The 24,366-nt window shown below is 46.4% G+C and carries 19 protein-coding genes and 1 pseudogene; 15 read left to right on the plus strand and 5 right to left on the minus strand.

The features are described from left to right. Window positions 1-8 precede the first annotated feature (8 nt). The 3 genes from MNQ98_RS02260 (at window position 9) to MNQ98_RS02270 (ending at window position 3,056) form a co-directional block, all read left to right on the plus strand. Window positions 9-728: a glycerophosphodiester phosphodiesterase gene (locus MNQ98_RS02260; RefSeq protein WP_241931727.1), complete on the plus strand. Its 720-nt coding sequence runs from the start codon at window positions 9-11 to the stop codon at window positions 726-728. Between the two features lie 236 nt (window positions 729-964). Beyond that, window positions 965-2,413 (plus strand): MDR family MFS transporter, encoded by a 1,449-nt coding sequence (locus tag MNQ98_RS02265; RefSeq protein WP_481856755.1) that lies wholly within the window; start codon window positions 965-967, stop codon window positions 2,411-2,413. Window positions 2,414-2,441: 28 nt separating this feature from the next. Next, window positions 2,442-3,056, plus strand: coding sequence for a TetR/AcrR family transcriptional regulator (locus MNQ98_RS02270; protein WP_481856710.1), 615 nt, complete (start codon window positions 2,442-2,444; stop codon window positions 3,054-3,056). A 132-nt stretch (window positions 3,057-3,188) separates the two neighbouring features. Here MNQ98_RS02270 and ric read toward each other — a convergent pair whose 3' ends face one another. Next, window positions 3,189-3,890 carry an iron-sulfur cluster repair di-iron protein gene (ric, locus tag MNQ98_RS02275; RefSeq protein ID WP_241931730.1) on the minus strand — a complete coding sequence of 234 codons (702 nt, stop codon included), beginning with the start codon at window positions 3,888-3,890 and terminating at the stop codon, window positions 3,189-3,191. A gap of 354 nt (window positions 3,891-4,244) precedes the next feature. Here ric and MNQ98_RS02280 point away from each other — a divergent pair, with 354 nt between their 5' ends. After that, window positions 4,245-5,675: an aspartate ammonia-lyase gene (locus MNQ98_RS02280; RefSeq protein ID WP_481856711.1), complete on the plus strand. Its 1,431-nt coding sequence runs from the start codon at window positions 4,245-4,247 to the stop codon at window positions 5,673-5,675. A gap of 194 nt (window positions 5,676-5,869) precedes the next feature. On the opposite strand, the gene MNQ98_RS02285 is transcribed toward MNQ98_RS02280, so the two are convergent. Further along, window positions 5,870-6,856, minus strand: coding sequence for a hypothetical protein (locus tag MNQ98_RS02285; protein WP_208916155.1), 987 nt, complete (start codon window positions 6,854-6,856; stop codon window positions 5,870-5,872). Window positions 6,857-7,480: 624 nt separating this feature from the next. On the opposite strand from MNQ98_RS02285, the gene MNQ98_RS02290 reads away from it, so the two are divergent. Continuing rightward, window positions 7,481-8,536 carry a glycosyltransferase gene (locus tag MNQ98_RS02290; RefSeq protein WP_481856756.1) on the plus strand — a complete coding sequence of 352 codons (1,056 nt, stop codon included), beginning with the start codon at window positions 7,481-7,483 and terminating at the stop codon, window positions 8,534-8,536. 115 nt (window positions 8,537-8,651) lie between these two features. Continuing rightward, window positions 8,652-10,271, plus strand: a complete 1,620-nt coding sequence (locus MNQ98_RS02295) for an ATP-binding protein (RefSeq protein WP_241931732.1) — start codon at window positions 8,652-8,654, stop codon at window positions 10,269-10,271. A gap of 57 nt (window positions 10,272-10,328) precedes the next feature. Here the strand turns inward: MNQ98_RS02295 and MNQ98_RS02300 are convergent, their stop codons facing one another. Continuing rightward, window positions 10,329-11,267: a cation diffusion facilitator family transporter gene (locus MNQ98_RS02300; protein ID WP_241931733.1), complete on the minus strand. Its 939-nt coding sequence runs from the start codon at window positions 11,265-11,267 to the stop codon at window positions 10,329-10,331. A 226-nt stretch (window positions 11,268-11,493) separates the two neighbouring features. Between MNQ98_RS02300 and MNQ98_RS02305 the strand changes: the two genes are divergently transcribed. Further along, window positions 11,494-13,302, plus strand: a complete 1,809-nt coding sequence (locus tag MNQ98_RS02305) for a LamG-like jellyroll fold domain-containing protein (protein ID WP_241931734.1) — start codon at window positions 11,494-11,496, stop codon at window positions 13,300-13,302. Window positions 13,303-13,453: 151 nt separating this feature from the next. Here the strand turns inward: MNQ98_RS02305 and MNQ98_RS02310 are convergent, their stop codons facing one another. Continuing rightward, on the minus strand, window positions 13,454-16,252 hold the full coding sequence (locus tag MNQ98_RS02310; RefSeq protein WP_241931735.1) for an S-layer homology domain-containing protein: 2,799 nt from the start codon (window positions 16,250-16,252) through the stop codon (window positions 13,454-13,456). Between the two features lie 374 nt (window positions 16,253-16,626). On the opposite strand from MNQ98_RS02310, the gene MNQ98_RS02315 reads away from it, so the two are divergent. Continuing rightward, complete coding sequence (locus MNQ98_RS02315) at window positions 16,627-17,076, plus strand: SRPBCC family protein (RefSeq protein WP_241931736.1); 450 nt, start codon at window positions 16,627-16,629, stop codon at window positions 17,074-17,076. Window positions 17,077-17,170: 94 nt separating this feature from the next. On the opposite strand, the gene MNQ98_RS02320 is transcribed toward MNQ98_RS02315, so the two are convergent. Continuing rightward, a complete protein-coding gene (locus tag MNQ98_RS02320; RefSeq protein ID WP_241931737.1) occupies window positions 17,171-18,037 on the minus strand; it encodes an AraC family transcriptional regulator in 867 nt (288 codons plus the stop codon). Between the two features lie 266 nt (window positions 18,038-18,303). Between MNQ98_RS02320 and MNQ98_RS02325 the strand changes: the two genes are divergently transcribed. The 7 genes and pseudogenes from MNQ98_RS02325 (at window position 18,304) to MNQ98_RS02355 (ending at window position 23,871) form a co-directional block, all read left to right on the plus strand. After that, a complete protein-coding gene (locus MNQ98_RS02325) occupies window positions 18,304-18,654 on the plus strand; it encodes a hypothetical protein (RefSeq protein WP_241931738.1) in 351 nt (116 codons plus the stop codon). 25 nt (window positions 18,655-18,679) lie between these two features. Continuing rightward, on the plus strand, window positions 18,680-19,666 hold the full coding sequence (locus tag MNQ98_RS02330; protein WP_241931739.1) for a 3-oxoacyl-[acyl-carrier-protein] synthase III C-terminal domain-containing protein: 987 nt from the start codon (window positions 18,680-18,682) through the stop codon (window positions 19,664-19,666). Window positions 19,667-19,946: 280 nt separating this feature from the next. Beyond that, window positions 19,947-21,284 (plus strand): hypothetical protein, encoded by a 1,338-nt coding sequence (locus MNQ98_RS02335; protein WP_241931740.1) that lies wholly within the window; start codon window positions 19,947-19,949, stop codon window positions 21,282-21,284. Window positions 21,285-21,449: 165 nt separating this feature from the next. Beyond that, complete coding sequence (locus MNQ98_RS02340; protein WP_241931741.1) at window positions 21,450-22,466, plus strand: NAD-dependent epimerase/dehydratase family protein; 1,017 nt, start codon at window positions 21,450-21,452, stop codon at window positions 22,464-22,466. Then, window positions 22,467-23,534: a dihydrodipicolinate synthase family protein gene (locus MNQ98_RS02345; RefSeq protein ID WP_241931742.1), complete on the plus strand. Its 1,068-nt coding sequence runs from the start codon at window positions 22,467-22,469 to the stop codon at window positions 23,532-23,534. 83 nt (window positions 23,535-23,617) lie between these two features. Next, a pseudogene (locus tag MNQ98_RS02350) lies at window positions 23,618-23,698 on the plus strand (L-serine ammonia-lyase, iron-sulfur-dependent subunit beta); the annotation flags it as partial. Window positions 23,699-23,709: 11 nt separating this feature from the next. Further along, window positions 23,710-23,871, plus strand: coding sequence for a hypothetical protein (locus MNQ98_RS02355; RefSeq protein WP_241931743.1), 162 nt, complete (start codon window positions 23,710-23,712; stop codon window positions 23,869-23,871). Window positions 23,872-24,366: the final 495 nt, after the last annotated feature.

Consider the following 24,366-nt stretch of genomic DNA (forward strand, 5'->3'; position numbering starts at 1 on the left):
AATGGCGCATGGAAGTACGGGGATTGGCGCACAGGGGGTATCCGCTAAAATATCCGGAGAACACGATGTTGGGTTTTCGGAAAGCGTTGGAACTGGGCTTTACGCATCTGGAACTGGATGTCCAGTTAACGAAGGACGGTGTGCCCGTCGTTATTCATGATCCGACAGTAAACCGGACGACGAACGGAACAGGGGCAATCAATTCCTTCACGTTGGAGGAAATACGCAAGCTGGATGCTGGTCAGGGAGAAGTTATTCCCACGCTGGAGGAAGCACTGCGTTTTGCCAAGGATCGGATGATCGTTGACATTGAGCTGAAGCAGATGGGCAATACGTATCCTGGCCTGGAACAAAAGGTCATCGACCTCGTAAAGGAAACAGGGATGGAGAAGCAGGTGTTCTTGACCTCATTCGACCATTATTCGATAGAGCGGGCACGAGAGCTTGATTCTGACATTGAACTGGGTCTGGTTATTTACGGAGCAACACCTTCCGTATTTCCTTACTTGGCTGAGATTGGGGCACGCTATGTTTCTGTAAAATATGTGTATGTGACACCCCAGTTTATGGAGGAAGCACGTAAGAGAGATATCCAACTCATCGTCTGGACGCCTGACAATGAAGCGGTACTAGAATCCCTTGTACAGTATCCTGAACTGCTCATCGTTACGAATAATTTGGAGGGATGGGCGAAGGTATACAAGGAGAAGCATGCTCTGAATACGTAGTTCTTGATCGAATACCTATCAAGTTAGATTGAATCTGATGGAAGAAGATATTGCGAAGGATCTGACCAGACTATAAAGCTGGCGGATCTTTTTTTTGATGACAAATATACAACGTATTGGTATTTAATATTTAAATAAATTTTGAATTGACTCGCGGACAATTGTCCGCTAAAATAAAAAACGCACTGCCGGACAATTGTCCGTATACAGAAACAAGGGAGGATAAGGTCTTGGATATGGGAGTGGGCCCAAGTTCGGCCAAAATTGATTTAAGCAAGATAAAGAGAGGGCCGATTGTAGCTGCACTGATTATTGGCGCATTCGTTTCTATCTTAAACGAGACATTGCTGAATATCGCTTTCCCGAGCTTGATGGAGCAATTCGGTATTGGGGAATCGACGGTTCAATGGCTGTCAACATCCTACATGCTGGTTGTCGGGATTCTGGTACCGGTGACAGCATTGCTCCAACTGTGGTTTTCAACAAGGCAGATGTTTATAGGCGCAATGACGTTATTTTTAATGGGTACGATTGTTTGTGGTTTTTCACCGGTATTTGGGGTGCTGCTGTTCGGTCGTATCTTGCAGGCTTTCGGAACAGGGCTTTTGCTACCAGTTCTGATGAATACGATACTTAGTATTTATCCGCCTCAAAATCGCGGAGCAGCGATGGGGATGATCGGATTGGTTATGATGACAGCCCCAGCCATCGGACCTACGCTTTCGGGACTGATTGTTGATGCGCTTAATTGGCGCTGGTTATTTTTCCTTATCATTCCGCTTGCAGCTTTCTCGATTTTGTTTGCAAGTATGTACCTGAAGAACGTTACGGAACTGACGAAACCGAAGGTTGATTTCATCTCGATCATATTGTCGACGATTGGTTTCGGTGGGATTGTGTATGGTTTCAGTAGTGCAGGAGAGGGTACCTGGTCTGATCCGAAGGTCGTATGGTGTATTACTGCAGGCGCCATCAGTTTATTGCTCTTCGTATGGCGTCAATTAAGAATGAAGGAACCTATGCTGGATCTGCGCACATTCAAATATCCGATGTTCTCACTGGTGACAGTGCTGATGCTTGTGCTGATGATGAGTATGTTCTCGACCATGATTATGTTGCCGTTATTCCTGCAAAAAGTGTTGGGGCTAACTGCGCTGTCGGCAGGTCTTGTTATGATGCCTGGGGGAATTATCAATGGCCTGATGGCACCGATTACGGGCAAGCTGTTTGATAAATTCGGACCGAGAGTTTTGGTTATACCTGGGCTGATTCTTTTGTGTATCGCCATCTTCCTATTCTCACGCGTTGAAGCCTCTTGGACGGGTGGTTATGTGATCTTCCTTCATGTTATGATGATGATAGGAATTTCGATGGTTATGATGCCTGCTCAGACGACGGCCTTGAATCAGTTGCCACGTTTGTTGTATCCGCATGGAACAGCGATTATGAGCACCTTGCAGCAGGTAGCAGGGGCTATCGGTATGGCACTCTTTATTAGTATCATGACAGCAGGAGCTAAAAATTACGTTGAGACGACCGGGGATCTGAATCCGGTGGAGAGTATGGTTGCAGGCCTTCATAGTGCCTTTATAACCGGACTCGTTCTTGCAGTTGTTGCCTTGGTGCTGGGCTTCTTTGTCAAGCGTACGTATTCACCGTCCGCAGAAGAAAAGTCCGCCGCATAAAGGTTGCCGTGTATTCGATTAGAGAGGAATGCATGCATTGGCGAGTAGAAAAGAGAATGACGAATTAGGTCAAAAGATTCTGGATACGGCTCAAGCTTTATTTGACAAATACGGAGTCGAGGACGTTTCTATGCATCAGGTGGCGAAAACAGCTGGTATAGGTCAAGGTACCTTGTATCGCCGTTATCCTAGCAAGAGCAAAATTTGCTTCTTCTTGATGGAAGCGAAGATCGATCGATTTATGCAAGAATTGGATGACTACCTTCGGGGCAGCGGTGACGAACCGGTTGCCGTCCGGATTCGGACTATTATGACTAGACTGATTCTTCACTTCAATGAAGATCTGGAATGGCTGCGGATTATACTGTCCACCGGCCGACTGGAGGATACCAAGAACGAGCTGTGTGAAAACCAGCCGTTCACTTATCTACGATTACAGATAAAAAGCCTTCTGGAGCATTCGGCTGAGCAAGGAGAGCTGAAGCCGATGGATCCAGAATTCACATCCATATTACTGTCATCACTTCCACGGGCTGATATTATTCTGTATTTGCGCGATAAGGGATACGGTGCGGAGCAGATTGCCGATGAGTATTGCAGAAGTTTTGTGGATACGCTGTTTGTAGATACATCAGCGATATAGTCGGCATGCAAAAACCCGTTTCGTTTAGACCTAGGGTCTATCCGGAACGGTTTTTTGTCAGTTTGATGTTATATCCCTTCAACAATAGCAAAAAGACCTGCCCTAGATCGTAACGGGACAGGTCTTTCTTACTTACATGGCTGCGCGGACCTTTTCGAATAATACATTATTCTCTAGATGGATATGCTCAAAGGTGTCCTTCTCGATTGCCGCCAGACGTTGGTATACGAGACGATACGTGCCGCAGGCATCGGCAGGCGGTTCGAAGTCATGTGTGATTTCACGAAGCTCCTTGAGCAGATCGCCTGCGGCTTCGTGCTCGTTCTCAAGCTCCAGAACATGGGGTTTGAGTGCCTCAGCGGCTATGGCCGTTGGTTCATTCACGAAATCGATGATCCGTGGAAATACAACCTGATCCTCATCCTCGGTATGTTCCAGAAGCTCTTGCTTCAGACTAGAGTAGATTTCCTGTACACGTAAGAGATGAGGATGGTTCTCCCCATGCACACGAGCAAGTTTTGTAACGTATGGAGTTAGCTGGGGCAGCTCGTCTCTTAAAAAAGCGTGGTGCTTTTGTTGAATGTAGGTGATCAGTTCTTTTTCACTGCGCTCCGCGGCCATGTGTTGTTCCGCATACTCCTTTTGCTTCTTGTCTATTTCTAATACCTCAGAGAGGACTTGCAGCGGGTCTAAGTTACGGTTTAGAGATGCTTGTTCCAGCGCGATTTTCCCACCGCAGCAAAAATCAATCCGCAGCTTGCGGAACAGATCGGCAGTCTGAGGAACAGCGGTAACAATATCGGCAACAAGTGTGTTTATCGTGATTTGACTCATGTGTAAAACCTCCTGTTTATAGCAGTTCTATAGAGAGTGAAGCGGTGACTGTTAAAGTTAAAAGCTGTTCTATATGGTTAAGTATAGGGAGTGCTGTGGTTAAGTCGGGTGATTTGAATCACTTGAAAAGTGGGCAAATGATGAAATCAAAAGTCTGAGAAATTATTGTAAAGTTGAACATAGAGCGTCTTTTTCCGTTCGGGGAAGGATATGCTTTAATAAGTTCGAAATGACCGTCTAAAGAATCCATGGATTATTCTACAAAATATTTATGAAAATTAAAGGAATATTATAGGCGGAACCGAATGTTTACAGTACCAGACATGACATGCTGGAATTCGAAAGGTAATGGTGATGAAGATCATGGACGTGAATTATCGGGTTGAAAAAGATTTCCTCGGTGAGAGACAGCTTCCCGCACAGGCTTATTACGGAATTAATACGGTCAGAGCAGTGGAGAATTTTCCGATCAGTGGAGTTCCTATCCATGGAGAATTGATCTCCGCACTGGCCGAAGTGAAAAAAGCTGCGGCGCTTGCGAATATGCAATTGGGTTTGCTTCCAAAAGGTATCGGCAATGCCATTGTAGAAGCGGCTCATGAGGTTATCGAAGGACAGTTTCGTTCAGAGTTTATCGTCGATTCCATTCAGGGTGGAGCAGGTACCTCCATTAATATGAATATGAACGAGGTGCTGGCTAATCGGGCGCTGGAGTTAATGGGTAAGGGAAAAGCGGACTATTTCTACTGTAATCCTAACAATCACGTAAATATGTCCCAATCGACCAACGATGCCATTCCGACCGCCATTCGTATCGCAGCTTACCGTTTGACACAGGATCTGCTGATAGTATTCCGTAACCTTGTTAACGGTATTAACGAGAAGGCTAAGGAGTTTGACCATGTCATCAAAATGGGCCGGACCCACCTTCAGGATGCCGTGCCAATCCGTTTGGGCCAGGAGTTCAGCGCTTATGGTAAAGTGCTTAGCAGAGACATCGGACGCATTGAGCGGGCTGCACAAGGTCTGTTACAAATAAACATGGGCGCGACGGCCGTAGGGACGGGCCTCAACGCACCTGTAGAATATATGGAGAGTGTTGTTAGCTTGCTGAAGGAGCAGACCCAAATAGCTCTGGAGCAGGCTGAGGATCTGGTTGACGCTACGCAAAATACGGATGCTTATCTGGAGCTGTCGGCGGCGCTGAAGGTTTGTGCTGTCAATATATCCAAGATGTGCAATGACATTCGTATGATGGCATCCGGGCCAAAGGCCGGCTTTAATGAGCTATTGGTACCGGCAAGACAACCGGGATCGTCCATTATGCCGGGCAAAGTCAATCCGGTAATGGCGGAAGTGATGAATCAGATTTCCTTCCAGGTCATGGGCAATGATCATACGATCTGTTTGGCTTGTGAAGCGGGACAGTTCGAGCTTAACGTCATGATGCCGGTCGCGGCGAACAATTTGATGCATTCCATCAAGATTCTGAAGAACGGCATGGATGTGTTCAACAAAAACCTCATTGCGGATCTGCAGGCTAACATCGACAGATGCAAGCATTATGTAGACACAAGCTTCGGTATTATTACCGCTTTGAATCCGCATCTGGGGTATGATGTCGCTTCCCGTCTCGTGAAAGAAGCGCAGCAGACAGGACAGAATGTGAAAGAGATTATTTTGGAGAAAGGTCTTCTGACCGAAGAACAGATCCGTGTGATTTTGGATCCGTACCATATGACTTCGCCCGGTATTGCAGGCGAGGAATTTCTACTCAATCAATAAGGATACAACGTAAAAGGGGCTGCCGAGGCAAAGTCTGAATAAGATTTTGTCTAGGCAGCCCCTTGCCGTCCAGGGTGAAGGTTGAGCAACAGCCGTGTTAATTCTGTGCTGACACTGCGATATGCTTGTTTGAACTCTGCCCTTTTCATAGATGATAAATCAGGGAAGCGCATTCATCAAATTCTGAGCAAAGTTTAGTGGCAGGCCATTGCCGCTTGCCCCATCCAGATGTACAAGGCCATCAATCCGAACAGGAATATACAAAAATTAACAGCTACAAACAGGCCGCGTAGTATGGAGGAACGGTGAAACTGAAATGGTGTTTTATAATCGCCGCTCCCTTCAATGAGAAACATGATGAGCAGCGTGTGGATAATGGTGTGTCCGATGATTTCTTTTATACCGAACACCATGGTGGTCATTAGAAATACACCCGTCAGCAGAATTGAGGTGAATCTGTTCATGAAGCCGACAATAAATGACCAGGCGAGTCCCATTTCAATGAAGGCGCTGATCAGAACGAAGTCCTCGACGCTAAATCCCAATGTGGGAATACCGTAATCATGCATGAGTGAGTGCGCAAGCTTGGCAATGGTCAACTTCTCCATGGCAAGCCATGCGAGAGACAAGCCAGTGGATATATACAGGATAGGGGCTGCTGTCGCTCTCCAACGTGTTGTGCACACATACAGGTAATACACGATTCCTGGATAAAACAGATAGTCGAGGGTATGAAAGATGCCGTATACCAAAGTGGCGTGAATATACAACAGGAGTATAGCGGTACTGCTAATAAATAAAGTTTTTCGGTGAAGTAATCCCGCAATGGCTGCGATTAGCACGATGTCTACCCAGTGAGCTTCCGGAGTGAATTCAGGTGATAGGTATGTCCCTGTGCTGAGCTGTAGCAGCAGCCCTAAACCGAGGCCAATGCGGAGGATGAGCTGTCCTTGCTTTTTTAATAGATTTAGCCATTCATGAATACGCCTGATGAACGGGATGCGTTCAAGTGTATCGTGGAAGAACGCCAAGAGGAGTAGTACGATTACCGTGAACCCGAGCCAAAAGAGGAAAGATGTGTTAATAACCTGAGACATCGGCTGGGGGATCCACGTATGATCCTTCGTAAACCATTTAACATGCAAGTACATTTCGCTCCACTTTGGAAGCCATAACTCCATTGTGATATGAGTCCCTCCTTAATGAATGTTGGTAGTTTTGTTATTACTGATGAGCGCCCTTTTCAACAATAATTGATTTTAAAGTAAAATATTACATTTTGTAGATACTTATCCCTAGTTGGAAGAATGTATCCCTTTGTAATCAGGTGTCCATTTGAGGTGTGCTATTCTATAGCCTCTCTGAATATAATTTGTGAGGAGAGAATGCTCTGCCTCAGCCGTTGCGGTTCAGGCAGTTGGATTCATGTTTTTTAAAGGAGGGCGCCTGTGCGGGGAAAGACATTATCACTGCGCATGATGGATAGAGATGAACAACAGTGGATTGGCGGCTGTCTTACGAGTGTTAAAGATATGGTGGACGAAATGATCGAGGTAGATACCGGATCGACGGATCAGACATCGGAAAACGCCCGCTCATTAGGAGCGGGCGTTTATTGTTCCCCTTCAAGAGGATCCTTTATGGAAACTTTTCCATGCTATGAAAAGCAAGAACTATCGAAAGACGAGAAAGAAGAAAGAGACGCGAAAGAGTCCCCTCGTTCTACAAATATAAACTCGCAGGATTCTCTTAAAGCCAGTGAGGGATGCTCAGAGCAGGGTACACCTATTACAATCAGCTTATGCATGATCGTTCGTCAAGAGGAGGGAACGCTCGAAAGGTTGCTACAATCGGTTAAAGATATCGTGGACGAGATCAATATAGTTGATACAGGATCAACAGATAGGACGAAAGAAATCGCATACCAATTCACAGATCGGGTGTTCGACTTTCAGTGGATTGACGATTTCGCAGCTGCACGGAATTTTTCCTTCACGAAGGCAACGAAGCAGTACATATTGTGGCTAGATGCGGATGATATTCTGCAGGATCAAGACCGTGAACGTTTTACGGTTCTTAAGCAGATGATACGCCCGTCTATCGATCGGATAACGATGCCTTATAACCTTTCCTTTGACGGCGAGGGCAACGTAAATACCAGTTTACGCCGGAACCGGTTGGTGAGAAGAGACTGTAACTTCCAATGGATTGGTGCAGTACATGAATATTTAGCTGCTTACGGCACATTTTTGGATAGTGATGTCTGTATCACCCACCATAAACAGAAATCCTATACGGATCGGAATTTACAGATTTACCGCAAGCGGCAGCAAGTTGGTGAGACGTTTTCAACCCGAGATCTTTACTACTTTGCCAATGAACTAAGGGATCACGCCTTATACGAGGAAGCTGCCCGTTATTATGACCTGATGCTGACTACCGAAGAGGGGTGGATTGAAGACAATATTCAGGCTTGTCTGAAATTGTCGGAGTGTTATACGCATATGGGCAATCAGTCTAAGAGATTTGAATCTTTGGCACGGGCGCTCCGTTACGAAATACCGCGTCCCGAAGTATCCTGTGCTCTCGGGGAGTATTTCTTTGGAGAGAAGAAATACGAGACTGCTGCATTCTGGTACCAACTTGCGACTGAAATCCCTCCTCTGGAAACAATGGGCATGTCAAACCGGAACGCTTCTACGTGGTATCCTCATTTACAACTGTGCTTATGTTATGACCGGATCGGAGATTTTAGGAAGGCATTTGAGCACAATGAGTATGCGTTGCAAAAGAATCCGACTCACCCCAGCTTACTTTACAATCGCAATTATTTTCGTGATACACACCATTTAATCCCTTAAATATCAGAGAAGTAAATTCTATTTGATAAAAAGGCGGGGTGAATGATAAACGCAGGGATGGTAGAATATCAGAAAGATAGATTTCTACGACAGCATGAAAAATGGGGTATGTCACATGAATAGATTATACGATGGACTAACGGATGAGGAGATTATACGGAAATCTAAACAACAATGCAGGAATAAGGGGATAGATCCAAGTGTTCCTCCAAAGTTTATCTGTCGTCTTTCTGAGAAACAGCTAGTAGATAGACAAAAAATCTACATGGAATGTATTGAAGTTATCCACTATTTTGTGGAAAAATTCCTTGCTTCTGTTTCTGACAACCCGATCGTAATTCAGATTACTGATTATGAGGGATACGTTCTTGAATTTGTAGGTAACCCTTCTATTTTAGAAACCGTAAACCAGCTCGGTATTGCAGAAGGTGTAAGATATAATGAAGACGCCGGAACGAACTCCATTGATCTATGTCTTCTTAGCCAGCGGCCCTTCCAGTTGATTGGCAAGGACCATTATCATGATGCTCTGCACCGTATCGCCTGCTATTCGGCTCCCTTTTACTTCGAAGGAGGAAATTCGATTGCAGGAACGATCTCTTTGATGACGGATGTTGATTTTGCTCACCCCCATCTAATGTCACTGCTGAGTACGATTGCAGATTCTGTGAAGCGGGAACTGACGCTGCGCAAGCAGAACAGTCAGCTTCATATTTTGAACCAACTGCTGATGGAGACGAACTATTACGGGGTGTTAGTTACAGATCCGGCAGGTAATGTCGTTCAAATGAACGAAAACAGTATGAAAATATTAAACCTTGACGCTGCGAACAAAAGAGCTTACCTAGGGGCTCCTGTATTCGGAATAAATGAGATAGGTTGTTATTTTAAACAGGTCATAGAGAACCGCGATCAATGTATCGGCCAGGAGTTATCCATCTCAATAAACGGAGTTGTCCACTATTACATTCTCGATGTACTGCCTGTGTATGATCTGAACTGTGTTATGACCGGAGTGGTAGGGAGTCTGCGTGATATTACCGAAATGAAGAACACCGAGGAAGTGCTGCGGAATACGGAAAAATTGGTGTTCGCCGGCCAGCTTGCAGTAAGTATTGCTCACGAGGTGCGTAATCCTCTAACTACGGTGAAGGGATTACTGCAGTTATCCAGTCAAGACGCTAAACTGCGCCATTATAATCTGATCATGTCTGAGCTTGAGCGGATGAACCTGATTGTCGGTGAGTTTTTAATTCTGGGCAAGCCTCAAGCGGTCCAGTTCAAGCAGGAGCAGTGCGAGACGATCTTAAAAGAAGTGTTGCACGTGTTCGGAATCCAGGCGGCGCTTAACCATGTGGAGATTCGGACGGAATGTCTTCACAGCCAGGAGATCACTTGTGATCGGAACCAAGTTAAGCAGGTATTTCTGAATATTTTGAAAAACTCTATGGAGGCACTTCCCTTTGGTGGGAACATTGACATCTTGCTGGATGTGAAAGACAGCTGTCAAATTATCTCCTTCACCGACAATGGTTCAGGTATGACGGAAGATGTAATGGATCGGATTGGAGAGCCGTTCCATACAACGAAGCCGGAGGGAAATGGCCTTGGTATGATGATTGTCCAGAAGATCTTGGATACACATAAAGGCAGAATGTCTATATCCAGTGTTGTAGGGCAGGGAACCATGGTGACGATATATTTTCCATTGAAAATGAATAACGTATTCACCTGACGGAAACAACAAACGCCGGCGTATTCACGCTGGCGTTTGTTGTATTTTAGCCCTGGATTAAACTTTGAATTCAGGATGTAATATATGAGATTGTTCAACCTGAATGGTGATGTGCTGAATTTTAAACCGTTCTTCGATTCGGATGATAGCTTGCTGAAGGACGCGCTGGCTGTCAGCTTGATCCGTGATCTTCAGGTGGCAGCTCAGGGAATCAAGTCCGGAAGTAATGGTCCATATGTGCAGGTCGTGCACATCTATCACGCCGTCAATTTCCATAAGGGTCTGAATAACCTGCTCTTGATCAATCGAAGCAGGGGTGCCTTCCATGAGAACGTGAATGGTTGTTTTGATCACATTCCATGCCCCTTTCAGGATGAGCAGGGCGACAAAAACACTCACGATCGGATCCGCAATATACCAATCGAACAGCCACATCAGAAGGCCAGCCACAATGGCACCAACAGAACCAAGGGCATCTCCGATAACATGAAGGTATGCGCTGCGGACGTTAATATTATTCTTAATGTCACTCTTCCGCATTAAGGACCATGCACTGAGCAGATTGGCAAGGAGTCCAATGAAGGCGATCAGCATCATGGAGCCGCTGGCGACAGTTGGGGGCTCCATGAAGCGCCCGTAGGCCTCCCAGCAAATAAATCCGGCGATGACAAAGAGAGAGATGCCATTGAAGAGGGCGGCCAAAATCTCAAACCGGAAAAAACCGTAAGTCTTACTAGGTGAAGCCGGCCGGGTGGCAAACCACATTGCAACCAGGCTAAGCGCAAGAGCTGCGACATCACTGAGCATGTGTCCGGAATCAGAGAGAAGGGCTAGGCTGTTCGTAATCAATCCGCCGAAGAATTCCAATACCATAATACTGCTTGTAATGATTAATGCGAATGTAAGTCCTTTAGCGTTATTTTTGCCTCCGTGTCCATGTGCATGCTGATGTCCGTGATTGTGTCCATGATGATCGTGACTATGTGAATGGCTCATACCTTGTTCCTCCAAAACTTTATTTGTATATGATCAACTGTTCATATACATTATTAACGATCGCTTAGCAATTTGTCAACAGGGTAAAACCTAAAATCTAGATAATGGGACTTTTGAATGTGCTGGAAAAATCCGGTTTAACCAAAAACAGCAATTCTGTTTATGCTCCGATAACATATTAATTCTAAGATAATTCCATATCTTAATTTTGGAGGGACAACTCAGAATGAAACCATTTAGAAGAGCTTTAGCCATCCTGTTGTCAGCCACGCTGATCATAGGGATTTTCGTAGACATCAGCCCGGCAACAGCCAAGTCTGGTGCTTCAGAGGAGAACGACAGCTTCAAGGTCGCTATTTTGCCTGATACGCAAAAATATGCTCGTTATAAAAATGAAATCTCTATGTCGCAGACACAATGGATCAAGAAAAATGCTGAACAGGAGAACATCGTATTCACCTCACATCTGGGGGATATCGTTGACAGAGTTAACGAAAGTTATGAGTGGCAAAACGCAGACGAAGTGATGCAGATACTGGATAAGGCCAAGCTTCCTTACGGATATCTGGCAGGCAATCATGATGTCTTGGATCCGAGCCAAAAAGATAATGAACGTGATCTGAAGAATGAGCCGTTTTTGAACTATTTTTCTGCCGATCGGATGAAGTCGATTCCGGGCTTTGGCGGTCACTCGGAGAATGGTTTTAACTCCTACTACATATTTGAAGGGGCGGGCAAGAAATATATTACTCTGTTCCTGGATTGGAGAGCGTCTGAGGAATCTTTGACGTGGGCTCAGGAGGTTATCGACAAGCATCCAGACTATCCGGTTATGCTGTTTACTCACCAATTGCTTAACATATCGGGTGATAAGAAGAAAGCGGTCATGACTGACCATGGTCAGTACTTGTGGGACACGCTGATCAAGAAGAATGATCAGATTTTCTTAACGGTCAACGGTCATCATCACGGCTATGCTCATAAGGTAATGAAGAATGAAAAGGGCAACGATGTGGTCATGATGGTCGTGGATTACCAAAGTGCTTTTCACGGTGGCAACGGATTGATGAGAACGCTAGAATTTGATATGGCCAAAAACCGCATTCATGTCGAGTCGTTCTCCCCTTGGGTGATGAAGATGCCGGAGAGCCAAAGAACGATTTTTGATGAGGAAAAACTGGTCGATGATTTTAATGATTTTACCATTACCATGGATTTTGAAGAGCGGTTTTCCGGATTCCAGCCGGCCATTCAGGTTGACAAGGAAGTTCCGAGTATAGAAGGTACGCAGGCACACTGGCGTTTTGAAAATCGTACCACCTCGGAAGGTCAAGCTGTTGCAGGTAACGGAACCCCCGTCGTGCGAGACTTAACCAATCAAGGAAACGATCTGTACCGTAAGGATGCAGGCAATGCTTCACCGGAGGATTTGATATGGTATAAGGGGAATTCGCAAAATCCGCAAAGCCGCTCAGGCATCCGCTTCTTTGGTGATAAAACACAGGAAAAAGGGTCTTATTTGCAGACCTCGGATAACGCACCGTTAAATAAACAAAACTTTGAGAATGGATATACCGTAGAAGCGATTGTGAAGCTCAGTCCTGATTTTCAAAGCGACAAGCACTCTTGGATGGGCATTTTAGGGCGTCTTGGAACCGGGAAGGATGCCGGCAAAATGGCTGGAGATGCGGATGCGCCATTGGCTACGATGTCCGTCTCCAGCCTGCGTGAAATCCAGTGGGCCGTGTATCCTGTAAATTACGACAGCGAGCAGACTAACTGGTCCTGGGAGATGGATGACAACTGGCATCATATCTCGATTGTGAATGATCGGACTTCGACCACAATGTATATTGATGGTGTCGAGGTACTGCGAAACCCGGACACAAGAGCTTACGGACTCACTTCAGTTGACCAGCCATGGATGGTCGGTGCAAGTCATTACGCTAATAAATTGGACGGCGTATTCAACGGATGGATCAGTGAGGTTCGCCTTGTTGATCGTGCCCTGGACAAGAAGGATTTCTTGAAATAATGGAGTCAGATAGAGCGGCTAAGTCCTGTGTCTCCTATGACTAATACGTGAAGTATATATAAACGCCCTCCCGCTTTCCTATGGAAGTCGGGAGGGCGTTTTTTTCTGTAATTATCTGTGCTTCTTTCCGTTTTTTTTGGGGCCTGTATGGTCAAAGCTGCAAATAAAGCCGGTACAGCATTCGGGCAGCTTCCCCGCGCGTGACAGCCTCGCGAGCTTTAATCCGTTTATCAGCGGGAACATCGATCAAGCGCTGCTTCACAGCCAAGGACATCGTTGGCTTGGCCCAATTGGATATCGTTTCTTTGTCCACGAATTGGTTCAGGTAATCCTCTGTATTCATAGGGTAAAAATAATGTTTCTTTTCATGCAGGGATCTTGCGCCGATCGCGGTCATTTCTTCCCGGGATATCGTGTGATCCGGCTTAAACGTGCCATCTGGATAACCTTCGACGATATGCTTTTTTTCGGATGAAGCGATATATGGATGATGCCATTGCGACGGATGCACGTCTGAGAAACTCTCCGTCGCCGTTTCATCCAAAGCATAAAAAGCTCTTACAAGCATAGCCGTGAACTCTGCACGGGTGAGCAGGGAATCAGGTTCAAAATTGCCATTGTCTTTCCCGGTAACGATACCTTTGGAGGCCAGAAACTGTACCGCTTGCTGCAGCTCTGGATCTCGATCGTCAACATCAGGAAACGACTTGGAATTTTCGTCCACGAAATACGCCCCGGAACGGTTGATTTCCGCTTCCATGCCGTTTTGGGACGGATTGAACTTTCCGCCGATCGGCCGCGCCTTTTTTCCATTTGAATAGAACACACTGGTATGTGTCGCATTCGTCTGCTTTGTAGGCAGAATGAGCAGGATGTTACTTGATACGTTCGGAAGCTCCTGACCTTGTTCATCTGAAAATTGTACGCGATATCCGCCGTTATTTTCTTTGACCAGACGAATCACAATTACCGGAAGCGAATCGAACAGGCGATCTGCGGTCGCAACATTCAGCACCAACTTCGCATCCCCCGCAAGAACGGTAATATAGTCGATATCCTTCCGACCAACTAAGCTATCCTTGTACAGCTTGAAAATATATTCATTTTGTCCGGGCGAGGGCAAAATTTCTGCATTCACGATTAACTCTCTCGCAAGCGCAATCCTGTTCTCCGACAGCGCCTGCTTTACCGCTGACTTCGCCTTTGACGCATTGCCGGCTAAGCGGTCAATCAGTTCGGGCGTTATGAGGAGCTGGCCGTTAACGGGAGTCGGCTTTTCGCTGCTTGCGGCCGTGATCACAAGCTCTCCCGCTTGAGTCAGACCCTCCACGGTAACCGAATTCTTCTTGTCAGCGTCAGGGATAGACCGGACGGCAGTGAAATACGTATCGGACAGCATGCTGCCTTCAACGATATACAACAAGAAGTAGGCGGTCTCGTTTGGAAAACCGGCCCTGGTTGCGGTTGCCCGTACAATAGTTTGTCCGGATTTATACGCGGTTACGATCGGTATGCCATTCACATTCGATAAGGTTCCTATGCTTGGATCGCCAATAGTGTACGTTATTTTGGTCCCAGGAAGCACATTGCTTGCGGTAATAGTCTGTTGTTCACCAGGCTTCAGCATCGTGATAAACGGAAAAAGGCTAATTTCCGGCGAAGTCCGTATAACAGGTTGAGCTTTAGTCTCTGAGCGACCAGCAGTTGGTTGGTCTGTTGTTTCAGGACGACTACCCGTCGGTTGGGTTGTTTTTTCAGTTTGACCGCCGATGGGTGTGCCTGTTGTCCCCGAGCTATCACCAGTTGACGTGCCTGTTACTCCAGTTTGATCACCAGTAGCTGCCATTCCTTTCGTAAACACAACCAGCTTCGGCAAGGAATACAAATTATCTTCCCATGCCCACAAGGTCTGATCCTTTTTCAAGGCATAATACCATTTAGAATACCTGTCCTTGACCTTATTGTGTACGGAGGCGATATCCGTAAGCCCGAGGAACACTTTATCGTCGTTGTACACGGACCAAAGCTGATCATCCGTTCGCAAAGCATAAATGGAATCAATAAATTGATCTTGCAACATCATACTAAATTCAACAATACTTCGCGCGCCTGTTGCTCCATGTAATTGTTCGGGAACACTTGCAGGGTTATACGCCGACCAGGACCAGACCGTGCCGTCTTTCTTGTAAGCAAAGTTTGGATAAGAGCCCACCTCTATGTTGACGATATCATTAAGACCCTTGACCTGCTCTGGACCTTTGCTTTTAGAGATATTATACGGAAGGTACTCACTTGTGCTCCAACTCCAAACCGAACCATCTTTTTTAACCGCGTATGCGAAACCGTTCGCCGAGCTTATGGATGCGACATCATCAAGCAGCTTCGATTGAATTGGAATCGACGAGGCATCCCCCAGTTCGCTTCCCCAACTCCAAACCGAACCGTCTGATTTTAATACGAACAAGGTCTTGAAGTTAGAACTGTCGAAAAAATCGGCGACGAGTGAAGTTACGTTATTCAAATCTTTGATAGGCGATGGAGTATCCATAGGACTATGTATAATAGTATCGTCGGTTTTAGTGATTTTGGAGTCCCAATACCATACGGTTCCATCCTTTTTTAACGCAACGTAGTTAATGATAGCTCTACTGTTCTCCTCTCGCGATTTGTATCTAAATTGTTTCACATCCTGCAAGCCCGGAATTTGGAACATTTCAGCTATATAGCAATCTAAAGTTTTTAAAGAATCTTTATTTATGACCCAAGTCCATACGGTTCCATCGTTTTTCGCCAGTAGAACATTCTCGTCAAGAATGTCGTAATCCTCGCCGATACGTGTATATTGCTGTTCGCTAACGGCACTTGTGTCATTCCCCTTGGCTTGTATCGTACCTGAATGAGCCGTAAGGATTAACACCAAGCTTAACAGCGCTGCCATCAATCGTTTCATTGTCGACCTCCACCTAGAAATTTTCTTGTTCATCTCAGAATTCTGCTTCCCGGTTTCCCCAACGGGCAGCTGATAGCCTGTCCTCGTTTTTCAATTTGATCCTCTCTTTTTCTATTATTTCTCAAATTATTTATCGGCTAAAAGGAGTAGAAGGTTTTACTTTCACCAAATAATTCATAATATAGTAACTTTCCACGGTCAATAATTAATCTTCCAAAAAAATAACCCCCGGCGTTCTCGTACGCCAAGAGTGAAAAAAATACCATTTGTCGCGTTTTTACAATACTTGGCTCTACTTAAAAAGTTATACTCATCATATCAACTGTAAAACCGTCTAGTACATCTATTCTTTCGTTAAAAAAGGAGCGGATCTCATGGAGTTGAAGTATGATTTTTATATCGATGCTAATAAAGAGCAGGTATGGAATGCGCTGGTTTCACCCGAGGGCACACGCAGTGCGTTTTTCGGTTCCGTTATCAAGTCATCTTTCGTAGTCGGAGAGCCGTATCAGTACGTTGGTCCTGGAGCAGAAGGTGACGAAACCGTTCATGTATACGGCACCGTGCTGGCATATGAGCCGCAGCAGAAGCTGAGTCTCACCGAGCATCCTGGCCCAGCTTATTATTCGAATCATGCTGAGCTAGAATCCAGAATTACGTTTACACTGGACACGGTGGGGAAATGTACGAAGCTGACACTGGTCAACGACAACTACACACCGGATCATCCTTCATTCAGCAAAGCAGGCGACTCCTGGTGGATGATTCTCAGCAGCATCAAAACATTTGTCGAAACCGGAAAAACGATGGATTTCGGCTGGTAGACTGCACGATTATCCTCATAAGTACGCATGTCATAATCACTCCGATCGATTGGATCGGGGTGATTTTTTGTTAAGAGGCTCAACAGGTTGACCGTTAATCATCTCCGTTTCTCGTATTCCGGGGTGATAAGCCGGTGACCTTTTTGAACATTTTGGAGAAGAGGAACGGATCAATGTATCCAACGGATCTTGAAATATCACTGATCGACAGATCCTTGTTCTGCAGCAGCTCAGACGCACGGTTCATTCGATATTCCAGCAAAAAAGTCTGAAGGGATATCCCGAACTGTGATTTAAACAGGCCTGACAAGTAGGTCCGGTCCAGCCCGACGGAGCGTGCGATGTCCATAATGCTGATCCTCTGGCTGTAATTATTCTCGATAAATTCAATGGCTTGCCGTACATAGGCTTCCTTTGAGACCGAGGGCTTAGGCTGTGCCAGCGCTTCCGGAGAACTCTGAATTAACTCGGCCATTAACCGGTACAGGATACTCAGGCTGAGCACATCACGGCTTCTTTCCTCGCGGGCTGCCATCAGTTCATCATGATAAGTTTCGAATCCGGTAACAGATCCCTTCTCCGTGGCTTCGGTTTTGCTCATGCAGCCGACCTGAAAAATAGGATGATGTGATGACAAATGTGATCTTTGCAGAAGAGACTTTGCATGAAGCCCACGAAAACCGAACCACGAGTATGTCCATGGATCCTGCTCATCAGCACAGTAGTATACAAGAACGCCTGGCGGAATCAGAAACCCTTGTCCCGAATGCAGGCGGTAAGTCTGATCATGAATAGAAAAGACGCCGCAGCCGCTGTGGATGTAATGAAGAATATAAGAATCACGCAGTCCCGGTCCCCATGAGTGACCAGCCACACATTCTTCCTTGCCAAAAAACAATAGGCTCAGGTCCATTTGTCCCTGGGGTGGTGAATGAACGATATCTATATAAATGCGTCGCATGGCGGATGAGCACCTCCTGCCGCTGAGTGTAAGCTTGTTGTTCCGCGTTGCTTTATACATTAGATTCGAGGAAATGCAGTCATATCCTTTTTTGCTTCAAAGGGGGTGTAGGTTGTTGGAAATGATCAATACAAGGTTAAGAATGAGCGTGAATTGTCCGATAAATAAGAGGAATACCCTTATGGGGAACTGTACTTATAAAGTGATATTGAGTGCAGTTAACAGCAGGAATATATTATTATTGGAGAAGGGCAGGGAAATTTGAAATGACCCAGAAAGCTTTCAGCATCGAAATCAATGAAGCAATGAAGACCATGGAGATGATGGTAAGTGGTACGTTTACCGCACAGGATTATGAGAATTTTGTGAATGATTATGTGGTCAAGACTTCATCCATTGACGCATCACAGTATTTGCTTGAAGTGGACTGCAGAACGATGGATTTGCTGACACCCGGTGAAGTTGATAAATTGCAGGGGTCCTTTACACGATATAAAGAAACTGGTTTTGCCAAAGTGAACTTTATCGTAACCGAGTCACAATCGATTATAAAGATGCAGTTGGGACGTGTCGCACGAATGGCGGGACTTTCTAATATCGAAGTAATCGTAAAATAAACAGATTGGAATGGAGCTGTTATATATGCAGCGTATTCGGTTGAAATCAATCGATATCTATCATCCGAATCATTCGGTAGATAATGAATTTTACATTTCTCATTATAAGGCGAAGGGCAAGGATATAACGAATTTCCTAGAGTTCATGGGACGGGAGAGTCGCTATATCATCGACAATGACACGGAAAATGGTCTGACGATGGGGATCGAAGCTGCGCGCAGAGTGCTTGCGAAGGCGGGTTTGACCGGAGAAGATATGGATATGATCATGTTCTCAACTCAGGTGCCAGAAACGACGTATCCGTCCAATGCGATGTTTGTGCATGCTGCCATTCAAGGGAAGACTGATGCCCTTGTGATGGATTCCAATGCGAACTGTGCGGGGATGACAGTTGCCGTTGACCAAGCCAGTCGTTACATGAGCGGGAATCCGGACTGTAAAAGAGCACTCGTTATCGGTTCTGATTACAATACATTGCTCTGTAACCCCGAAGATGAAATCACTTATGCCAACTATGGGGATGCGGCATGTGCTGTCATTCTTGAGCAGAGTGAAGAAGAAGAGGGCTTAATCGATTGCCAGTACTCCACACATTCCATCCTTCCGGAGAAAATTATGTATCCGGCACAGGGACTGGCAAAGATGGTGAAGGAGGAAGCGGGCGGCAAGTCGATTCAGTGGCTGCCTTTCGACGGGCATCTGGCAATGCCGCCGACCTTTACGCTGCTAGACAAGCTCCTGAGTCGAAATGGTTTAACCGCTCAGGACGTGAAGGCTTACTGTTTCTCACAGTTTTCCATGGGTAATATTCTGAAGATCCAAGAGCATCTTGAACTGGATGATTCCCAAATCGTTTACGTTGGTGACCGCTTTGGATATACCGGAACTAGCAGTCCGTTCATTGCACTTTATGAAGGCATTGAAAGCGGGCGGATTCAGCGCGGTGATACCGTTTGTTTCTGGACCATTGGCTGTGGTTTTCAACTGGTGGCCATGCTCTGGAAGTATTAATGATTTAAATATAGGCAGTCCCTGGCTTAATGCAGCCGTAAGGGGGCTGCCTTAATTTTATCCTAAATTGATAATTAAGACTTATCATAACCGGTGAGTTCTGAGTCCTCACCGGAAGCTCCGCAAAAAGTGATGGAATTGAAACTGGCGACCACTAGCAGGCAACTTATCATTGATTTCTGAAGCTTGATAAATCTGCATGAAGAGGTATGATTTAGGTAGACGGTACCGCCTGTTAACGGTGGCGACCCAATAGGGAATATGCGGGAGTGAGCATTCAATGACAGATAGAAATAAACTAGTCGGGCAGATCCGCATTGGAATTATCGGCCCTCAAACGATAGTGGATAAGATCATGAGGGTCATTGAGACATTTCCTTCATTTGCGCCTGTGCCGCTGATAATTCAGCATGAAGATGAAGCTCCGGCCCTTGCGGAACGGATCAGTGGGGAAGTGGAGGTGCTGATTCTTTCCGATCCACTGTCTCACCGGAAGGTTAAAGAGCAGATGACGATTACGATACCTGTGCATCATGTTCCAGTCACGGATGCCGGATTGTATAAAGCGCTTTTTTATGCCCGGCATACAGGGAAGCTGAACAGAGGCATCTCTGTGGACACATTGACTGAAGCCATGGTGAGACGAACGCTGAAGGATATGGATATTACGGATGTGGAGAGTGTGATTTACGACGGACCGGCGTATACGTCCAAAAATAAACTCGCCGACTTTCATGAAGGAAACTACAATTCGGGAAATTGCTCGATTGCTTTTACCGGAATGGAGGCAGCGGCACATGAGCTGAGCCGCAGAGGTATACCGAACGTATGGCTACTTCCTTCGGATCAAGACATCATTGTTTCTCTGGAGAGGGCGTTGCTGTCAACAGCGTCACGTCGGAGTAAAGAAGGACAGATTGTGGTCGGCATGATTAATGTAGACGATTTCGGCACACAAGCTCTGAAACGGAACAACGAGCATGAGGTTCAGAAGCTGAAGCTGGATATTCACCGAATGGTGCTGGACTATGTAGAATCGCTGGATGGATATCTCACCCACATGGGCGGTGATGAGTATCTGTTCTTTACAACGCGGGGAATATTTGAGAGGGAAACCGGGGGGTATAAGACCATTCCTCTCGCCAAGGACGTCAACAAGTCGCATGGTATTTCACTCAGTATCGGCATGGGATTTGGACGAACCGCTAGTGCTGCCGGCACGAATGCCCGCATCGCGATGAGAAAGGCGAAGGAAGCGGGGGGAAACGCCTGCTTTATCGTTCGTGAAGACGGCACGCTCATCGGTCCGCTGGAGATGGCCGATCCTGTACAGGATGTGTTGTCCTTTACCGATGCAGCCCTTATAAAACGGGCGGAGGATGCCGGCATGACGAGCGCCTATTTGAGCAAGCTGCTTCATCAGCGCGCCCGGTTTGGTAAATATGAATATAAGGTTCACGAGCTCGCGAATCTGCTGGACATTACAGTGAGAAGTGCTCACCGTCTGCTGCTGCTTTGGATCGACAATGATCTGGTTGAAATATCCGGACTGGAGAAGGTTCCGAGGGGAAGGCCGAGACAAATTTTCCTGTTTACCTTTTTGCAGAAGGATTTGTGATTTGATGGCCCTTTGTCCCTAAATGTGAATGTGGACGAAGGGTGTCTCATAACCGCCGGTGACGGAAAAACATTCTTCTATTTAAAGACGATTTAAAGATTTGTCTTTATATACATTCTCTCGTTATGATGAAGAGGAAACGTAATCAGAAGGAGATGATTGGACATGAAAACCGTTGCGGGATTAGAAGCAAAGCTTGCTGAGCCATCAGAACAGTTGATTGCCGATTTGAGTACGATAGAAGGAGATATCTTGATTCTTGGCGTCGGCGGCAAGATGGGTCCGAGTCTGGCAAGACTGGCTGCCAATGCTGTCAGAGAAGGTGGATTAAATAAACGGATTATCGGTGTATCCCGGTTCTCCAATGCCGACGCAAGACGTGAACTGGAAGAGGCCGGAATCGAAACGATCTCATGCGATTTATTGAATGATGAACAGCTGCAGAAGCTGCCGGATGCGGCTAACGTGATTTATATGGCAGGTAACAAGTTTGGTACAACGGGCCGTGAGTATTTTACATGGGCAATGAACTCTTATCTGCCGGGCCGTGTGGCTGAGAAATACAAAAATTCAAAAATCGTCGTATTCTCCTCAGGTAATGTGTATCCGTTTTCACCAGTAGGGAGCGGCGGTGTGAATGAAGCTGTGTCTCCTGAACCGCTTGGTGAATACGCTCAGTCGTGTCTTGGAAGAGAGCGTGTCTTCGAGTATTTCTCCCATCAAAATGGAACACCAATGACGATCTACCGTCTGAATTATGCGATTGACATGCGTTACGGGGTTCTGCTGGAGCTGGCTAAATCCATCAACGAAGATCGTCCGATCAATCTTGCAATGGGACACGCGAACGTGATCTGGCAGGGAGATGCCAACGAAATGGCGCTGCGCTGCCTGAAGCATTGCAGCAACCCGCCGGAGATCATTAACATTACCGGACCGGAAACGATGTCTATCCGCTGGGCTGCCGAGGAACTGGCCAAACGTATGGGGAAAGAAGTTAATTTCACGGGAACGGAATCCGAGACGGCTCTGCTGAACAATGCAACGAAATCCCATCAGCTGTTCGGTTATCCGAAAGTATCGCTGCTGCAAATGATCGATTGGACGGCAGAGTGGATACAATCCGGCGGAGATACATGGAACAAACCAACACATTTCCAAGAGAGAAAGGGGAAATTCTAAGTGATTGAAGCAAACAGATTGTCACCAGAAAAAGCAAAGGCACTTGCAGAGGGCCTTGTTATCCCGGCGCACCCTCTTGCACTCGATAGTAATCGCAAACTGGATGAGCGCCGCCAGCGGGCTCTATCACGGTATTATGCAGCATCCGGTGCAGGCGGCATAGCGGTAGGGGTACACTCCACTCAATTTGAAATCCGTGATAAGGGCATTGATCTGTATGAACCGGTACTTCGTCTTGCGGCGGAAGAGACGGAACGGGCGAAGCTGGACAGACCATATATTATGGTAGCTGGTGTTTGCGGACCTACGGAGCAGGCTGTGAATGAAGCCCAGATTGCCCGCAATCTTGGATATGACGCTGCTCTGCTAAGTATGGGCGGACTGGCTGACATGAGTGAGCAGGACATTTTGAAGAGAACGGAAGTCATTGCAGACATTATGCCGGTGATCGGGTTCTATCTGCAGCCTTCCGTCGGCGGAAAAATCTTCAGCTTCGACTTCTGGTGCCAATTTGCAGAAATTCCGAATGTCGTGGCGATAAAGATGGCACCATTTAACCGTTATCAGACGATTGATGTGGCACGTGCTGTTTGTTATTCCAGCCGGAGGGATGAAATTTCCCTTTATACGGGTAATGATGATAATATCATCAATGACCTGCTCACGACTTACCGTTTCAATGTGGACGGCAAAGTCGTTGAAAAGCCGATGATCGGAGGTCTGCTCGGTCACTGGGCTGTCTGGACCCGTAAAGCGGTAGAGCAGCTGGAGGAGATCAAGCAGGCGCGTAGCGGAGCCATCTCTCCAGAATGGCTGACACGAAACGTTGAGGTTACGGATTGCAATGCGGCTTTCTTTGATCCGGCGCATCAATTCCACGGATGCATTCCGGGTATTCATGAAGTTCTTCGTCGCCAGGGACTGCTCGAAGGTACCTGGTGTTTGAACCCGAATGAAACATTGTCACCGGGACAGTCTGAAGAGATTGACCGTGTGTACAGAGATTATCCTCATTTGAATGATGATGAATTTGTGCGTCAGCATCTGGAGCAATGGCTTGCGGATTAAAATAAAATGGTTAAAGAGTAATACTGGCAGGAGTCTGCATATCTGACTTTTGGTAGAGCCGCCACACAGATCAAACTAAAGGGATTTCCATTATTGGACCGAGTACGGTGGGCCCGTCCAGCTCCCATACCGCGGGCGCGGTCCGGATCGGCAGGGCGGCGAAGCCTTGACCGTCATGGAAACGGACGGGGGCGTCCCGCGTGAGCTCAGGGAGCAGATTGAGAAGCTTAGCCACGTTCATCGGATCCTTGAAACCCATCGCTGGACGATGGCCATTCAAAGCGAGGTGGGGAAAGGAAACTCGGTCGAAATCGGACTTCCGATTCAGGACATGTAAACACTTTGGATATTCTGAGCAATATTGAACACATAAGGGACCGCGTGCCTCTCCCGGCGTGCGGTATGATGGCTGCGATGCTCGTCGTCGACGGCCGCACAACGAGCCATGCAGCCAGCAAGAACATCGCACAGTTCCTGTTGCATGAGGGGGATTATACCGATTAACGAGCAAACGCTGACTACTTCATCTTTCGGTCGGAATCGACCGGGATGGTGGTCAGCGTTTTATTTAGCGGGTGAACCCCGCCCAGGTGACGTCGGCATGTAGTGTGTTCTTTTGATTCATGTCTAAGAGCTTTCTCATAGCTTTCCGGAGTACGGCCGATCGCAGAGGATTCCATAAAGTATAGATAACAATATTTAAAGACAATTAATAGATTTGTCTTTAAGCAGATTTGGTCGTTATCATAAAGATAGGACAAGAGGAGATGAGATAGCTGAATTGGAAGCAAATCTAGCAGGTCTTCGGAGAAATTAATCGCTGATCTAGGTT

It is taken from the genome of Paenibacillus sp. N3/727, assembly GCF_022637315.1.
GTDB lineage: Bacteria > Bacillota > Bacilli > Paenibacillales > Paenibacillaceae > Paenibacillus_AQ > Paenibacillus_AQ uliginis.

Excerpts from the sequence above, each read along its gene's own strand:
- MNQ98_RS02355 (WP_241931743.1), top strand. The coding sequence starts at position 23,710 with ATGGAAACGGACGGGGGCGTCCCGCGTGAGCTCAGGGAGCAGATTGAG.
- MNQ98_RS02290 (WP_481856756.1), top strand. The coding sequence starts at position 7,481 with ATGATCGTTCGTCAAGAGGAGGGAACGCTCGAAAGGTTGCTACAATCG.
- MNQ98_RS02300 (WP_241931733.1), bottom strand. The coding sequence starts at position 11,267 with ATGAGCCATTCACATAGTCACGATCATCATGGACACAATCACGGACAT.
- MNQ98_RS02335 (WP_241931740.1), top strand. The coding sequence starts at position 19,947 with ATGACAGATAGAAATAAACTAGTCGGGCAGATCCGCATTGGAATTATC.
- MNQ98_RS02280 (WP_481856711.1), top strand. The coding sequence starts at position 4,245 with ATGAAGATCATGGACGTGAATTATCGGGTTGAAAAAGATTTCCTCGGT.
- MNQ98_RS02320 (WP_241931737.1), bottom strand. The coding sequence starts at position 18,037 with ATGCGACGCATTTATATAGATATCGTTCATTCACCACCCCAGGGACAA.
- MNQ98_RS02330 (WP_241931739.1), top strand. The coding sequence starts at position 18,680 with ATGCAGCGTATTCGGTTGAAATCAATCGATATCTATCATCCGAATCAT.
- MNQ98_RS02295 (WP_241931732.1), top strand. The coding sequence starts at position 8,652 with ATGAATAGATTATACGATGGACTAACGGATGAGGAGATTATACGGAAA.
- MNQ98_RS02260 (WP_241931727.1), top strand. The coding sequence starts at position 9 with ATGGAAGTACGGGGATTGGCGCACAGGGGGTATCCGCTAAAATATCCG.
- MNQ98_RS02305 (WP_241931734.1), top strand. The coding sequence starts at position 11,494 with ATGAAACCATTTAGAAGAGCTTTAGCCATCCTGTTGTCAGCCACGCTG.
- MNQ98_RS02315 (WP_241931736.1), top strand. The coding sequence starts at position 16,627 with ATGGAGTTGAAGTATGATTTTTATATCGATGCTAATAAAGAGCAGGTA.
- MNQ98_RS02340 (WP_241931741.1), top strand. The coding sequence starts at position 21,450 with ATGAAAACCGTTGCGGGATTAGAAGCAAAGCTTGCTGAGCCATCAGAA.
- ric (WP_241931730.1), bottom strand. The coding sequence starts at position 3,890 with ATGAGTCAAATCACGATAAACACACTTGTTGCCGATATTGTTACCGCT.
- MNQ98_RS02270 (WP_481856710.1), top strand. The coding sequence starts at position 2,442 with ATGCATGCATTGGCGAGTAGAAAAGAGAATGACGAATTAGGTCAAAAG.
- MNQ98_RS02325 (WP_241931738.1), top strand. The coding sequence starts at position 18,304 with ATGACCCAGAAAGCTTTCAGCATCGAAATCAATGAAGCAATGAAGACC.
- MNQ98_RS02265 (WP_481856755.1), top strand. The coding sequence starts at position 965 with ATGGGAGTGGGCCCAAGTTCGGCCAAAATTGATTTAAGCAAGATAAAG.
- MNQ98_RS02310 (WP_241931735.1), bottom strand. The coding sequence starts at position 16,252 with ATGAAACGATTGATGGCAGCGCTGTTAAGCTTGGTGTTAATCCTTACG.
- MNQ98_RS02285 (WP_208916155.1), bottom strand. The coding sequence starts at position 6,856 with ATGGAGTTATGGCTTCCAAAGTGGAGCGAAATGTACTTGCATGTTAAA.